Origin of the sequence: Phytopseudomonas seleniipraecipitans, assembly GCF_900102335.1 — a bacterium.
Lineage (GTDB): Bacteria > Pseudomonadota > Gammaproteobacteria > Pseudomonadales > Pseudomonadaceae > Aquipseudomonas > Aquipseudomonas seleniipraecipitans.
Window position 1 is genome coordinate 111,035 of the sequence record NZ_FNBM01000011.1, and the last position, 15,555, is coordinate 126,589.

Annotated in this window: 9 protein-coding genes; 2 read left to right on the forward strand and 7 right to left on the reverse strand. The window is 58.5% G+C overall.

The features are described 5' to 3' along the window. Positions 1-18 precede the first annotated feature (18 nt). The 7 genes from BLS60_RS19885 to BLS60_RS19905 form a co-directional block, all read right to left on the reverse strand. Positions 19-258, reverse strand: coding sequence for a hypothetical protein (locus BLS60_RS19885; RefSeq protein WP_092371583.1), 240 nt, complete (start codon positions 256-258; stop codon positions 19-21). A 169-nt stretch (positions 259-427) separates the two neighbouring features. Beyond that, entirely contained in the window at positions 428-682 is a 255-nt protein-coding gene (locus BLS60_RS21415) for a hypothetical protein (RefSeq protein WP_143024630.1), read from the reverse strand. A gap of 377 nt (positions 683-1,059) precedes the next feature. Continuing rightward, entirely contained in the window at positions 1,060-1,425 is a 366-nt protein-coding gene (locus BLS60_RS21420) for a hypothetical protein (RefSeq protein ID WP_143024631.1), read from the reverse strand. Between the two features lie 561 nt (positions 1,426-1,986). Next, positions 1,987-2,250, reverse strand: a complete 264-nt coding sequence (locus tag BLS60_RS19890) for a hypothetical protein (protein ID WP_070882483.1) — start codon at positions 2,248-2,250, stop codon at positions 1,987-1,989. 234 nt (positions 2,251-2,484) lie between these two features. Continuing rightward, positions 2,485-3,093 carry a DUF4304 domain-containing protein gene (locus BLS60_RS19895; RefSeq protein WP_092371586.1) on the reverse strand — a complete coding sequence of 203 codons (609 nt, stop codon included), beginning with the start codon at positions 3,091-3,093 and terminating at the stop codon, positions 2,485-2,487. Between the two features lie 13 nt (positions 3,094-3,106). Continuing rightward, positions 3,107-10,015 (reverse strand): two-partner secretion domain-containing protein, encoded by a 6,909-nt coding sequence (locus BLS60_RS19900; RefSeq protein WP_092371589.1) that lies wholly within the window; start codon positions 10,013-10,015, stop codon positions 3,107-3,109. Positions 10,016-10,041: 26 nt separating this feature from the next. Further along, on the reverse strand, positions 10,042-11,733 hold the full coding sequence (locus BLS60_RS19905) for a ShlB/FhaC/HecB family hemolysin secretion/activation protein (RefSeq protein WP_092371592.1): 1,692 nt from the start codon (positions 11,731-11,733) through the stop codon (positions 10,042-10,044). A 194-nt stretch (positions 11,734-11,927) separates the two neighbouring features. Here BLS60_RS19905 and uvrD point away from each other — a divergent pair, with 194 nt between their 5' ends. Together uvrD and BLS60_RS19915 are read left to right on the forward strand one after the other, a co-directional pair. Continuing rightward, positions 11,928-14,129: a DNA helicase II gene (uvrD, locus tag BLS60_RS19910; RefSeq protein WP_070882477.1), complete on the forward strand. Its 2,202-nt coding sequence runs from the start codon at positions 11,928-11,930 to the stop codon at positions 14,127-14,129. Between the two features lie 282 nt (positions 14,130-14,411). Next, the gene (locus tag BLS60_RS19915; protein ID WP_092371595.1) at positions 14,412-15,509 is read left to right on the forward strand and encodes a TRAP transporter substrate-binding protein; all 1,098 of its coding nucleotides are present in this window, start codon (positions 14,412-14,414) and stop codon (positions 15,507-15,509) included. The last annotated feature ends 46 nt before the right edge of the window (positions 15,510-15,555 follow it).

A 15,555-nucleotide genomic window follows, 5' to 3' on the forward strand; every position in this document is an offset into this window, starting at 1 on the left:
ATTCCCTGATGATATCGGCTACTTCTTTTCATTCATTTTATTCGCAATCCACATCCCCAGACCTAGCACGCTGCCGGCCCCCGCGGCGCCTCTAGCAGATAGAAAAATAGCTTCCGTGAAGTTTAATTCAAAGCGCCCAAGAGTCACATAAAAATAAAGCGCAACACCAACCTTCAAGCCCAATATAAGGAGAAAAAAGCTTAAAATACTGAGCAGTATTAGATATAACAACAAGCCTACGCTATTGAATCGAAACATCCCTAATCACCTTTTTTAACGGTCTCTTTAGAGACTTCTGCTCCAACTATTTCGGAGGCTACCGCTCCCATGGCAAAACTTCCAATGTTTCCTACCGCAAAAAGGGGACAGACATATTTATTCAGCCATTGCCATGAGCCAAAAATAAATCTGTCCCCTTTTCCCTTTCCTATTTGCTTTTATTCTTTGACTCCTCTAATTTAGCCATCATCCAGATCCCTATACCTAAAAAAACTCCAGCACCGCTGCCGCCTCTGGCTGAATACACAAGAGCATCCAGCCACATAAAATTGAACTCCCCGTTTACGAAAGTAAAATAAACTGCAACCCCGAGCTTTGCTAGAAATATTGCAACAGAAATAATTCCGCACCAGAGAGCTACTAGGGTAATACACAATCCCAGTCCTACGCTCTTGAATATCACCTCCTGCCTCCCTCCTCTACACTGTTAGATACTTCTGCACCAACTACTTCGGAAAGCACTGAGCTTGTAACACTCCCCCCTAGCTCGCCTACAGGTCCGGGAATATATTTATTAAGCTGCTCTGACGTCATTTTTCCAGCCAATGTGCCAATTGCTGCTGCACCGGTTCCTGCACCAATTATCGCCCCAGTAGGATCAGTACCTTTTACCTGACTGCCAACGTATGCGCCACTAACACTAATCGCCTCCGTGGCAAGCGAAAAAAGGGGACAGATTTATTTATTCAGCAATTGCCATGCACTAAAAATAAATCTGTCCCCTTTTCCCTTGGGATTTCTCAAAATCTGTCCCCTTTTTCGGTCTGATTTGCTCTAACTTTAATTTTCTACGTCATCTTCATCGAACAAATCTTTTTTTCTTAACTCCGCGTTATCATACCACTGTCCTTTGGAACTATTTACCGCTCGACGCCTTACACAATATATCCTTAAAGAATTTCCCACCCCTATTAAGAGCATTACTCCCGCCATAATACCTGCCCAAAAACGTCTAACGCGAATCGCATCATCACCCATATCTACGATAGTAATTCCAACAAGCGAATTTAACCAAAACGTTATATGATGAAGGTTCCACATAATTATGCAGCACAATATGACAAACAATACTGTCAGAAGATTTCCTCTAATAGTAGACAAATCAAGCATCCCGCCAGGCTGCATTTCTCTAGGAAGCTTTCTCACTACTGCTCCTTATTCAGCTTATCAATAATTAAAGGAATGCTACCGCTTGCAGCGCCCGCTGCCGCCTCTCCAACATATGCCGGGCATGGGTTTTTGACGCCAATATTCTGTAGCAGAATTGGCTTGTTTGGATCAATGATAGATCCGCCAATTCGGTAAGGAAGCAACTTTCCTGAAAGATTAAAACGAAAAGGGGACAGATATATTTATTCAGCAATTGCCATACGCTAAAAATAAATCTGCCCCCTTTTCCCTCGGTAGTTGGATGTAATCCCTAATGACGCGCTCTAAATTCATTATTAATACCTAGACCTTGACTCAGCGACTTCCCTCATTAGCTGCTCGGTTTCAGCAGGCGTAACTTGGTCAATAGGGGACAGACCACGATTCCACTCAAAGCTAAAGCTATAAACGGGGTCTGTCCCCTATTACACCTGGAAGTAATAGCCATCAACCTTGATACTAGTTTCTCTCAAGGCCGGATTGGCTTTGAATACATATTCCGCCTGGACTGCCCCGCGGCTAGACAAAGTCAATGACTCTGACCCTATCGATTCGCTATTACTTCTTGTCAACCTTCCTGTTCTTCTTCTCCTCTAACTTACTCATAACCCATACCCCTATACCTAAAACCACACCACCACCCACTCCACCTCGAGCAGATAAAATAAGATTCTGAGCCCACGAAAACTCAAACCCCCCACCAACCATATAAATATATAAAGCCGCCGCAAGCCTCATAAAAAATACAACCAGAAAGGAAGTAAGGACCAAAACAGAGATCAGCACCAGCAATAGCTTTATATCAACTTTTTCAAATTTCATTCGCTTGCTCCTGCTTCTACGCTTTTCGATACCCCGTCGCCAAGAACCTCAGATGCGAAAAGGGGACAGATTTATTTATTCAGCAATTGCCATGCGCTAAAAATAAATCTGTCCCCTTTTCCCTGGACTCGACCGGATCAACCCATCAGGTTCGGCGCTGGAAAACTCTGCTCTTAAAAAGCAGAGCGGGTGGCTTTGAGTCTTGACGCAGGGCCGGCTAATGGGTGTCCCCTATTATTCTCTCGCCATAATATCTCTAAACTCTCGTTTTAGGCTGACAGCCATGCCAGAAACTGCGAGCCCATACTCAGCTAACGACTTAGCCAACGAGGTATTGCCAGTGGATAGGCTAGCTTTGGCAGCGAGCAAAGCCAATCGTGACTTCGTCATCATCGAAAAGCATGTAGGAAGACTTCCTGATTCAATATCGTTGATAGTCAGCATCCTGATTAATTTCTCCGAGGAATCAAAAAGCTCAAAGAAGGGTACGCCCTGTTTTTTAAATAGAATCACCAATTCATCAGCCACTTGCTGTGGCTCTTGACTAAGTGAAACCCAATAGTCATCCATCCCTTGCAAAACCAGCCTAGTTCTTATAAAGCATTCAACCTCAGACAGTCTACGCAGTGCGTTTTCATTGGCCTGCTCAGGTGACAATAAGAAAAGGGGCTGAACTCCCGCGTTTAATGCGACAGCTGAATTATCGCTTTTCACCTGTATCGACAAGTAATCAGCAAACTGCATGCGCTCGCGAAAAAATCCCTGCTCGTTCTTTGAAAATTCTTCTTGCTCTAGTATCGGCGCAACTGCCAACTCAATAGAGCGCACGATCTTATCAGTCATATTTACCCACCATCTAGAAACGTTGACCGCTATATTTTATCTCAATACCAAATTTTTCGAGCTTCTCTCGGAGCGCAGGGGTCGGCCCCACTCGCCCAGTTTTTGCACTTTCCGAAAATTCCCATACAACTCGATCAACTTGACCACTACGCAGCATCTTAACGTCACGCGCAAGCTCTTTACGAATTCTAGAATCCAAGCTTGTACGTCCTACTTTCGACTCAATCGCAATGATGTCACCACCTTTATTCAGCACATCGACCCGACGCAATCCACCAGTAACTCTGAAGTTCTGCTCAATCACGCCACCTTCTCGCGCGGCAATGAAGTCTCGTGCGGCATCTCCTGAAGCCTTATTTGCCCGAACCGGAGGAATAGGCCCTGCGCTATTTGAAGCACTTTTCGTCCCGCCCATTGTATCAACACCTGTTGCCTCCTTTGCCCTTACAGGTTGGTTAAGCGGTCCAAAATCTCCATCTGCTCGAGAAACAGCATTATCCCACTTAGGTTTTACTTGATTAGGGGTTGCACTGATTATTTCCGGCTCACTGGCTTTCGTCGTACCCGACGATGACTTACCACCAATCAACCCTCCAACGCCGGCTGCACTTATTCCAAAGGGATTAAACCCGGTCTGATCTAAATACTGGCCGAAGGACTTGCTCCAGTCAGGATTACCAGCCAGTGCCATCTTGGCAGTCTGATCCAAATGCAGTTGGCCTGCCTTGGTCCAATCGCTTGCGTTACGCTGCATCAAATAGCCATAGGCCAAATCTGCATCACTACCACCGGGGTTGGCGATTTCCTGGCGCTCGACCAACGCATTCAAAGCGTTTGAACCTTGGTCAATTTCCGCCCGGATTTCAGCGCAATTCCCCGTAACATCGCAGTTATTCAAACGCTGGCGGTTAGCGTCGCTCCGGGCATCAAACTCTTGCTTAATTCCATCGCAGTTACCCCGCACTTTACATTCGCGCTGAGCCTTTTCCAGATCCTCCACATCCTCGTGATTGAGGAAGTTGTAGCTTGTTGCCCCACCCGCCACAGCCGAAGCCACCTGCAGGCTCTTCTCGTCCCCACCCTGCAACCCAGCGGTGAACACGCCCACCAGTTGCGAGTTCATGACCAGCAGCGCTTTGCGGTCTTCCACTCCCATCTTCTGGTGCTGGGCATCCAGCTTCTCGACAAGCAGCTCGTTCACCCCTGCCGCCAACGCACCAGTTTTGAAGTCACCGCCCATGGCTTCGGCGGTGAGGCCGCCCATGACGGCATGCAGGCCAGCCTTGGTGAGGCTGCCGTCTTCCAGTTCCAGCTTGGCGCCCGGCGCCGTGTTATCGCCAATCCAGTTGAAGCCAGCCGCCATAAAGGTGTTGGCCAGGGTGCTTTGCAACGCATCGCTAAAGCTGCCGTCCTGGCCGACGAGCTTGCTCAGCGCGGCGGACGTGGTGTTCTGCAGGGCTTGGTTAGCCGCAAACCTCCCGACTCCCGACCAGGTGCTCAAACTTGATCCCGAGTTCGCAACACTTACGGTGCCGGAGTTACTCAGCGGCGTATTTGCGCCGACCGCATTGCTGGTGCTGGTGTTGGTTGTCTCCGTACCTGTCCAACTGTCATAAAGGCCCGCCGTCAGACCTGCGGTCGCTCCCGCCACCATGTAGCCTTTCAATGCATCGCTGGAGGTGACGTCCTTAAAAACTGCGCCGAGGTTGCCCCGGTTGTTCACGGTACTGATAGCAGCACCGCTAGCTGCGGATGTTGCGACTGCAGTGAGCGCCACATTTGCCCAACCAGCACTAGCAGTCCCCACAGCCGTTCCCGCAGAAACCATTGCAGAAGAACCAGCAGCAGCCATTGCCGATCCACTACCCGCCCCGGCTCCGGCGGCACTGCCTATCAACCCACTCGCCGCCCCCGCCGTGAAATACGCCACGATGATCGCAATGACGATCGCAGCGCCACCACCCAACCCAGAATGGCTGTACTTGAAGCTGTCGTGAATCTCCTTCACGCGGTGCCAGTCGACGTCGCCGCGTTGCTCGGCGGCTTTGAGCCAGGCCAGCTGCGGGTCGGCATCGACCATGGCGTCGATGGTCTGGGTGACGGTCTGCTGGTCGACATCCTTGATGTCGATGTTCAAGCCTTCCACCGCTTTGATGGCGATTTCGCCCTGGGCGATCATCTGGGTCTGCAGCAGGGTTTCATCGGTGGTGCCTTTGCCTTTGGCGGAGGTCCACACCAGGCTGTTGCTGCTCTTCTCGTGGCTCTTCTGGTCGAGGTCCTTTACGCCTTCGAAGGTGATGCCACCGCCACTTTGCAGGGTCAGGTCGGCGCCGCTGTCGAGGCGCGCACGCTGGTACAACTGGTCGCCGGCGCTGGCCAGGGTCAGGTCGCTGCCGGTGGTGATCTCGGTGCCGATATGGCGGATGGTAGTGACTTCGTCACGCCGGGTGGCTTTGACGCCGAAGGAGCCTTTGGACTGTTTGTCGTAGAGCGAGTAGTGGCTGTTCTGCGCGGCCAGCAGGTTGAGTTGTCCGCCGCTGTAGAGGTAGGCAGAACCACCCGCATCGATGCGACTGGCGCTCAGGTTCATGTCTTGGCCAGACACCGCGCGGAAGTCACCGCCAGCGCTCAGCTCGCTGGCGACCTGGGTAACGCTGTCCTCTACGGCCTCGACTTTCTTGCCGCCGCCTTTGCGTTTGGCATCGTAGTGGTACTCATTGGCAGCGGAGGCGATGGTCATGCTGCCACCGGCCTGCAGGGCCATATCGCCCTCTGCCGCGACCTTGCTACCGACGATGGCCATGTCCCGCGCGGCAACGGCTTGCAGGTCACCACCGACCTTTACATCACTGCCGTACTGATCGATCTGCTGGCGAGTGCTGTAGTTGCGCGCGGCGTAGTAGCGCGAGGTGCTGTTGTCGGTTTGCTGGCTGGCCAGCAGCAGATCCTGACCGGCCTGCAGTGCGGCATTGCCGCCGGCGGACAAGGCGCCGCCGACATTGAGCAGATCACGCCCGGCAGCCATGCTCAGGTCACCTTCGGCTTCAATACGTGCGGCACTGTCGGCCATCTGCCGCTGGTGCTCGTAGGCCTTGCCGTTGGCGGACTGGTGGGTGGCGACGCTGCGCTCGTTGATAATGTCGCTGCCGGCCTGCAGGCTGACGTCGCGACCGGCAATGATGCCGCCCTGGGCGTTGCGGATGCTCTCGGTGGCCAGCAGTTGCAGGCGTTGATTGGCCTCCATCAGGCCGCTGTTACCGATGAAATCGGCCTGAATGCCAAGGTTAGCGGTGGCGCGCAGGGTGCCCGCGTTGTTCAGGCCACCGCCGCTGATCAGGGTGAGGTCGCGGCCCTGGATCAGCGCACCGTTAGCTGCCAGACGGCCTTCGGCCTGAGCCAGGTAGACCACCGGCGCCAGCACTTTCTGGCCATTCACCTCGCGCTCTTCCATCCATACGATGTCGTGGGTCAGGGCGGCGACCTGCTCGGCAGACAGGCCCACGCCGACGGATAGCTGCAGCGCTTGCTGGCTGGCGATGGCGTTATCCATCAGGTAGCGGAACTGTGCTTCGTCGCTGGTCAGCCCGGCAATGAAGCGCAGGCCGGTACGCGCAAGTATTGCCTCGCGGATCAGGCGTTGCTCGTAGAGGCCATCGCCGAGCAGCTTCTGCACCTGATCGGGGTTGTAGTCGAGTTGGTCGAGCAGGTAGCTGGAATTGAGGAAGTTGCCCAGATCAGCGAACGCCGGGTCAGTCTCGACCAGATAAGGGTGATCGGGATTGGTGTTGAGGCTGAACAGGCCATTGCTGCCAGTCGGCAGGCTGAAGCTCGGCAGACCGAGCGGGTCGACCGCCTGCTGGGCCAGGTCAGCCGGAAGCTGCGGATTGAGCGTAATGGCGGTGGCGATATCGCTACCTGGCGCCGTGGTGTCGACCCGCGTACCACCGCCGAGGTAGGCGTAGCTGGGACGGATGACGCTAGCGTCGAAGCCGTCGGCGGTGTTGATGCGAACGTCGCCGCCGCTCTGGATAACCGCTGCGTAGCTTTGCCCGTCGGTATTCACCCGCTCTACGGTGTTGTAAGGCAGGTATTCACGCTCCATGCTGCCAATCACGCGGTTGAGGTCGGCCTCCAGGGAGCCCAGGTTGCGCGAGCCCGCGTGGGTGGCGTTGAAGCTCTCGACCAGCCCACGGTAGTAGTAGTAACTCGGCTTTCGCCCGGAGACGAGTACACGGGTGGTATGCACTTCGCCGGTTTCCAGGCCGATGTTGCGCAGGCTGCCAAGTTGCATCTGCAGGTCACCCGCCGAGGCGATGGTGCTACTGCTGTTGGTCAGCTCGTTACCAAGCACATTCAGGGCGCCACCGGAGGTGATGTGCGAGGCGCCACTGTCGGCCGTGACGATCAGGCGGTCGTATTCCTTGAGCTGCCAGACGCCCACCTTGCGGCCGTTGCTGCCCAGTTTGCAGTCGCCACCGGGGTTGTAAGGGCCGCGGCAGGCCAGCTCGGTGAACACGGCGTCGTATTTGCCCTGTTCGGTTTCCAGCTCATCACGTACGTTGGCAATCACGGCGGCGCGCAGGCTCATGTCGCCCGCGCTGTCGAACGTGCCAGAGCGGTTCTCGATCAAACTGGCGAGGTTGCCCTGGGCATCCTTGGCGATGCTCAGGTTGCCCAGGCTATAAAGCGCGGCATTGCGGTTGAGGACGCTGTCGGCTAACACTTGCAGGTTGCCGCCGCTAAACACCAGGCCACCGTCATTACGAACGCTGTTCGCCTGCATCAGCAAGTCAGCGCCCGCTCCCAGCGTGCCGCGGTTATCGATTTTTTGCGCAGCCATGCTCAGCCAGGCGCCTGCCGTCATGCGTCCCTGACTGACCAGATCACCCAGCGCCGCCAGCCGGCTGTAACCGCCGCTACGCAGCTGTGCGTCGGCACCGAGAGCGATGTTATCGGCCTGCAAGTCGAGGTTAACCAGGGCCAGCAAGCTGCCATTGCCGCGGTAATCACCGCTCAGGCGCAGATCGAGATTGCCGTTGGTTTCGATGCGGCCATCGTTGATCCAGCTGTCACCCGAGGTGCTGAGGCTGTTGACCGCCAGCAGGCCGCCGCTTGCGGTCTGGGTCAGGCGGGCGATATCCAGGGTGATCGAGGCGGCCTGTAACAGGCTGGTGTTGACCCACTCCTCGGCGCTCAGGCTCATTGCGCTGTTGGTGATGAATTGGCCGCCAGCCTGGCCGAGCAGCGCCATATCGAGGCCCAGCCCGCCAGTGCCGAGGTGACGAACGACGCCGTCCTGGTTGCTCAAGGCTGGAGTGTCGAACGACAGAGTGGCGCTGCCGACTTCCAGCAGGCCGTTGTCATTGTTCAGGCGAGTGCCGATGGTGAAGCGGCTCTCGCCCGTGCTGCCCAAGGCGCGCATACGGCCGCCGGTGTTGCTCAAGCTGTCGGCCTTGATGTCCATGTGGCTGCCAGCTTCGACGAGCCCGTCTTCGTTGTTCAGCTCGGTAGCAACACGCGCTTGTATCGAGGCGCTGGCAGCCAGGGTGCCGGTGCGGTTATCCACAGCCTCGGCGTCAACCGCCAGCGCCTTTCCGGCCAGTGCGCTGCCCTTGCGGTTGTCGATCTGGTCGCTGTCGAGGGTGAGGTCGCCCTGAGCGATTACCGTGCCACCCTGGTTGTCGAGCTGCTTGGCCTTGAGGTTGGCGCTGCCAACGACAGCTACCTTGCCGCCCTGGTTGTTCAGTGTTTGCAGGTCGGTATTCAGGCTGCCATGGCTGGTGAGCTGGCCAGCGTTGCGCACGCTGCCGCCCCTCAGTTGCAGGTGACCGGCGCTGTTGGTGGTGCCATTGGCCCGCACGCCGGCTTCTATGGTTCCAGCGTTGTTGAGGCGCTCTGCCTGCACCACGACTTGCTCACCGGCGGCGAGGCTCTCGCGTATGTCCACCTGCCTGGCTTCGACACGCGCGGTGCGGCCAGCATAGGTATCGCCCTTGAGGTCGATGCTGTCGGCTACCAAGGTGGTATTGCCACTGGCCGCGCTGCGGTGCATGGTCAGCTGACCGCTGGCGTCGATCTGGATATCACCCGCGGTCGCCGCCATGTCACCGGCCAGCTTCACGCCCACGCCCTGTTCGGTACCGACCAGGCGAATCGCCCCGGCATACATGCCACCCAATGCCGAGCTGTCGATAGCCACCTGGGGCTTTTCGCTGCCGTCGTCGGCCTTGGCGGTGGCTTGCAGGGTGGCAGCGTCCACGTCATTGCGGCCCGCGACGATGTTCAGGCGCGTGGCGTGAATCTCGGCATTGATCTTGGCGCTGCGGGTGATCAGGTCGAACTGGTCGACGTTGCCGGCATTGAGGCCCGCACCCTCGATGGCGATGTCGCCGCCATTCACGTCGAAGCTGCGCAGTTGGCCGTTCTCGATTACCGGCGCACCCGTACTGAGGGTCGCACGTGGGGTGTTGATGAAGCCGCAGCCATCGCAGGTGATGCCGTGCGGGTTGGCGACGATAACGTGCGCTCCCTGCCCGGCCACCTCGGTATAGCCCTTGAGTTGGCTGCGGTTGCTGCCGGTCACCTCGTTGAGAATGACGCCCGCGGCCCCACCTTTGAGGTTCGGGTTGCCGCTGATGTAGCCACCGAGCTGGCTGGGCACGAAAGCCTGAGTGCCGTTGTTGAGGATCAACCCCTGCTGATCGACGTTGTAGTCGGTGAACTTGTTATGCGACAAGCCGTTGTTGTTGGGCGTGGCGATGTTCACCACCGGCACGCCGTTACCAGCCTGGCCAATGCTGGTGTTGCCGCCGGCAGCGGCGTCGACCGCCAGGTCGGCGGCCAGCGCCTTGAGCGGATCGAAGAGCATGACGCCGATGAGAATGCGGGCGATGGCACGGTTCAGGGGGCTGCGAACGTCCATGTGGATAACTCCGTTACGCGTTGAAATCAGAAAAAGACATCCAGGCGGAAATACACAGGCCGCTCACCCTCGGTGAAGGCAGCCGGGCGCTCCAGGGAATGAGCGAAGGTCACCGACGCAGCCAGGTGCTCGCCGCGGGTGCTGAGCTCCAGGGCATGGCCGCTCATGCGCCCACTGACGCCGCTGTTGTGGCTGTCATGGCTGATCACGCCGACGTCATAGGCCAGCGCGGCGCCGTACTGCTGCACGAAGGGCTGTAGCGGTGCCCAGGTGACCGGGCGAGTCCAGCGCAGCTGATTGCGCCAATAGCCACCGCTATTGCCGGACAGCGACTGGTCCTTGAACGCGCGCACCGAGTTGAGACCACCGATGCTGATGCGTCCGGGGCTGTGCAGTTCGTCTTCACTCTTTTGCCCAGTGGCCAGGCTGTCGAAGCTGAGGCGCTCACCCCAGAGGTTGAAGGGCTGCAGATAACTCAGGGTCAGGGTGTATTTGTTGTAGCGCGCAACAGGCTGGTCACCACGCGGATCACCATTGCCCTGCGCATCCAAGGCACCGATGCCGCGTTGCCAGCCGACATCGGCGTTGACGAAGGCACTGCCCACTCGGCGGCCATGGTTGAAGCCCAGCTGCCACTCACTGAGCCGGTTGCTGGAGAAATCGATGCGATTGTCTTCGATGAAGTTGTTGCTGCGCACGTGACTGAGACCGGTGCTGAAGGCGGTCTTGCTGACGCTATCCCGGTGCAGCACCCGCTCGGCGCGCAGGCTGTGGCTCTGGTAATCGCCATCGGTTTGCGCGACGTAACCGTTGAGGTCCGCGGTGGTGCGGTAGTAAGACTGGCCGTAGTTGTAACTGAAGGTCCACCAACCGTAAGGCAGGCTGTAGTAGAGGCTTTGGCTGTGCGAATGCCGGTAGCTGTCGCTGACTGCATCGCGACTGGCGCGCAGGCTCAGCTGGTCGGCCAGGCCGAGGGGGCTATCCCAATCCAGGCCGATGCCCCACTGCTGTTCGCCAGTGCTGAGCTGCCCGTCGTTGTGGCGGGACAGGCTGGCGTGCCACGGCTTGCTGCGCTCCCCCTGCAACTGTACGCGGCTGCCACCGACCTGCTCGCCAGGCACCAGCTCCAGCTTGGCGAAACGCGATGGCAGCCGATTGAGGTTCTCGACCAACTGCTCCAGCTCGCGCAGGTCGAGCACCTCGCCGGTTTCGCCGGGAAAGCTCATGGCCAGTTCGCGGTCGCTGGCCAGGGCGGAGCTGTCGAGGCCTTCGAGGCGGCCTTCGACCACGGTGATCTTCAGGGTGCGGGCAGACAAATCCTGCTGGGGCAGGTAGGCCCGCGTGGTGACATAACCACGGTCGATGTAGTGGTTGGTGATGGCCTTGAGCAGCGCATTGAGCTGGCTGATGCCCAGGCAACTGTCAGCGAAGGGGGCAAGGATGGCGGCACGGTCGGCCGCGGAGAGCAGGCTGGCACCCGATATCTCGATCTGCTCGATGGCGAAGCAGCGTTCATCATCCGGCGCAGGCTCGGCAGGCGGCTGCGCTTCGCGTCCCGGCAACTGCTGTAGTTCCTGTAACCGCTGCTGTTGCTCCTGCAGCAAACGCTCCTGTCGATCACGAAACAGCTCTTGATCGCCGGGCGTCTGAGCGCTGGTAAAAACTGGCAAAACCGCCAGACAAAATCCTACCCATGCAGCTCCTTTGCGCAACGCCATGCATCCCTACCTGTTTGAAAATCCAGTCGGTCGCTACGACGGCCTGAGCACCTGAGGGTTCCCCAATGTCTGAAAAAGCTGCTCAACGGTGCAAAGAAATGTGCAGCGTTCGACACTGACGCCGCCCCTACAACCCGCGCCCCGTCCGGCCAAGATCGCTTGTGATGGCGTGCCCGCCCCCCTAGAATGCCGCGATGCAAAATGACCTCGATCAGCGACTCACTTCACTCAATCCAGCCCAGCACCATGCGGTTACCACGCCGCCTGGTCATCAGTTGGTGCTGGCCGGTGCCGGCTCCGGCAAGACCCGCGTGCTGGTGCACCGCATCGCCTTTCTGATCCAGCGCCTGGACGTCTCGCCGCACAGCATTCTGTCGGTGACCTTCACCAACAAGGCAGCGGCCGAGATGCGTCATCGCATCGAAGACGTGCTCGGGCAGAGCCCGGCTGGCATGTGGGTGGGTACCTTCCACGGCCTGGCGCACCGCCTGCTGCGCGCCCATTGGCGTGAGGCCAATCTGGCCGAGAACTTCCAGATTCTCGACTCCGACGACCAGCAGCGTCTGGTCAAGCGGGTGATTCGCGAGCTGGGCCTGGATGAGCAGCGCTGGCCGGCCAAGCAGGCGCAGTGGTTCATCAACGGGCAGAAGGACGAAGGCGTGCGCCCGGCCGGCATCCAGGCCAGCGGCGATCTGTTCCTGGCGACCATGCGCAGCATCTACGAAGCCTACGAGGCCGCCTGTGCGCGTGCCGGGGTCATTGATTTCGCCGAGCTGCTGCTGCGCGCCCTCGACCTGTGGCGCAACAATGCCGGCCTGCTGGAGCACTATCAGCGCCGCTTCCGGCACATCCTGGTGGACGAATTCCAGGACACCAACGCCGTGCAGTACGCCTGGCTGCGCTTTCTTGCCAAGGGCGGCGAAAGCCTCATGGTGGTGGGCGACGACGACCAGTCGATCTACGGCTGGCGTGGTGCGAAGATCGAGAACATCCAGCAGTTCGACAGCGACTTCGCCGATGCCGAGATCATCCGTCTGGAGCAGAACTACCGCTCTACGGCGAACATCCTCAATGCGGCCAACGCGCTGATCGCCAACAACCAGGGCCGCCTAGGCAAAGAGCTGCGCACCGATGTCGGCGATGGTGAGCTGATCAGCCTGTATGCGGCCTTCAACGAGCATGACGAAGCCCGCTACGTGGTGGAAACCATCGAGGACGCGCTGCGCAAGGACGGCCTCAAGCGCAGCGAAATCGCCATTCTGTATCGCTCCAACGCCCAGTCTCGGGTGCTGGAAGAAGCGCTGCTGCGCGAGAAGATTCCCTACCGCATCTACGGCGGCCAGCGCTTCTTCGAGCGTGCCGAGATCAAGAACGCCATGGCTTACCTGCGCCTGATCCACCAGCGCGGCAACGACGCGGCGCTGGAGCGGGTGATCAACGTGCCGGCACGCGGCATTGGCGAGAAGACGGTGGAAACCCTGCGCCAGTTCGCCCGGGCCAACGAGCTGTCGATGTGGGCGGCGCTGCACGAAGCGGTCGGCACCAAGGTCGTCAGTGGGCGTGCCGCCAGTGCCCTGAATGCCTTCGTCGAGCTGGTCGACACGCTGGCCCTGAAAGTCGAGGGCATGCAGCTGCACAGCATGGCGCAGCTGGTCATCGAGCAATCCGGCCTGCTCGCCTATCATCGCGACGAAAAGGGTGAGAAGGCCCAGGCTAGGGTGGAAAACCTTGAGGAACTGGTGTCCGCCGCGCGCGCCTTCGACTCCTACGAGGGCGAAGACGGTGACGAAGAACAGACGCCGTTGGCCGCGTTTCTCGGCCACGCCTCGCTGGAGGCCGGCGACACCCAGGCCGCCGAGAACGAAGACAGCATCCAGCTGATGACCCTGCACAGCGCCAAGGGCTTGGAATTCCCACGGGTATTCCTGGTGGGTATGGAAGAAGGCCTGTTCCCCCACAAGATGAGCCTGGAAGAGCCCGGCCGCCTGGAAGAGGAACGCCGCCTGGCTTATGTCGGTATCACTCGCGCCATGCACAACCTGGTGATCAGCTACGCGGAAACTCGCCGCCTGTATGGCAACGAGACCTACAACAAGGTGTCGCGTTTCGTACGCGAAGTGCCGCCGCATCTGCTTCAGGAAGTGCGCCTGTCGAACAGCGTCAGCCGGCCTTACGGCAGCGGCAACCGCAGCATGAGTGGCAGCAGCCTGTTCGCCGGCAGCGCCGTGCCGGACACGCCGTTCAACCTCGGCCAGCGCGTGCAGCACTCACTGTTCGGCGAGGGCACCATTCTCAACTTCGAAGGCTCGGGCCCACAGGCACGGGTGCAGGTGAATTTCGAGAGCGAGGGCAGCAAGTGGCTGATGCTGGCCTACGCGAAGCTCGAGGCTATCTAAGGAGTCTGCTCAAAGACAGCTGCGCGTCGGCCCTGCTGCTTTGAAATCAGGCTGGATTGCCAGCCCAGTCGCAAAGCCGCTTGCGGCTAACGCACTTTAGTGCGGCCCGAACGGGCGAGCGAAGCGAGTAATGCTCATGGACAACAGTACACTCCGCTTCCTCGCCTGATTTCGCCTTGCATGGCTCTAACTCGAAAGCCTTTGAGAAGACTCACTGAAATTCGTGGCGCAAATCTTTTAATAAATACGGGCACGCTGCTCAACACCCCAAGGGAGAACACGATGAACCGCCGTAAACTGTTCGGCGCCGCTGTGGCGCTGCTCGCTGCCATCGGCCTGGCCGGCTGCAAGGAAGAAACCCCTGCTGCCCAGCAAAGCGCCCCGGCTGCAAAGGCTGAAACCTTCCACTGGAAGATGGTCACCTCGTGGCCGAAGAACTATCCAGGCCTGGGCACCGCTGCCGAGCGCCTGGCCGAGCGTATCAACGCCATGAGCGCCGGGCGCCTGACCGTCAAGGTGTACGCCGCTGGTGAGCTTGTACCCGCGCTGGAAGTGTTCGATGCCGTATCCCGCGGCACTGCCGAAATGGGTCACGGCACGCCGTATTACTGGAAGGGCAAAGTACCGGCCGCACAGTTCTTCTCCTCGGTACCGTTCGGTCTGTCGACCCTGGAAATGAACGCCTGGTTGAGCAAGGGCGGCGGCCAGGCCCTGTGGGACGAAACGTACGCGCCGTACGGCGTGAAGCCGCTGTCGGCGGGTAACACCACCATGCAGATGGGTGGCTGGTACAACAAGGAAATCAACTCGCTGGACGACATCAAGGGCCTGAAAATCCGTATGCCGGGCCTGGGCGGCGAAGTGTGGAGCAAGCTCGGCGCGATCACCGTCAACCTGCCAGGCGGCGAGATTTTCACCGCTCTGCAAACGCGCGCCATCGATGCAACAGACTGGGTCAGCCCGTACAACGACCTGGCCTTCGGCCTGCATAAGGCTGCCAAGTACTACTACTTCCCGGGCTGGCAAGAGCCGCAGGCAGTGGTCGAGTCCATGGTCAACCAGAAGGCGTTTGACAGCCTGCCGGCCGACCTGCAGGCCATCGTGGTCGAAGCCGCTCGCGCCGCAACGCTGGACATGATGGACGACTACGTCTTCCACAATGCCAAGTCGCTGATCCAGCTGAAGGAACAGGGCGTGCCGATCAAGCGCTTCCCTGACGACGTGCTGGACGCCATGAAGCGTGAATCGCAGGCTGTGCTCGAAGACCTGGCCAGCCAGAACGACCTCAACGGCCGCATCTGGAAGTCGATGAAGACCTTCCAGGATGAAGTCACGCCAATGAGCGCAGTGACCGAGCAAGAACTGTACAACTGGCGCTGAGTCAGCAGCGGCCTTGCCGGGCGAGCTGAATGGCTCACCCGGCTAC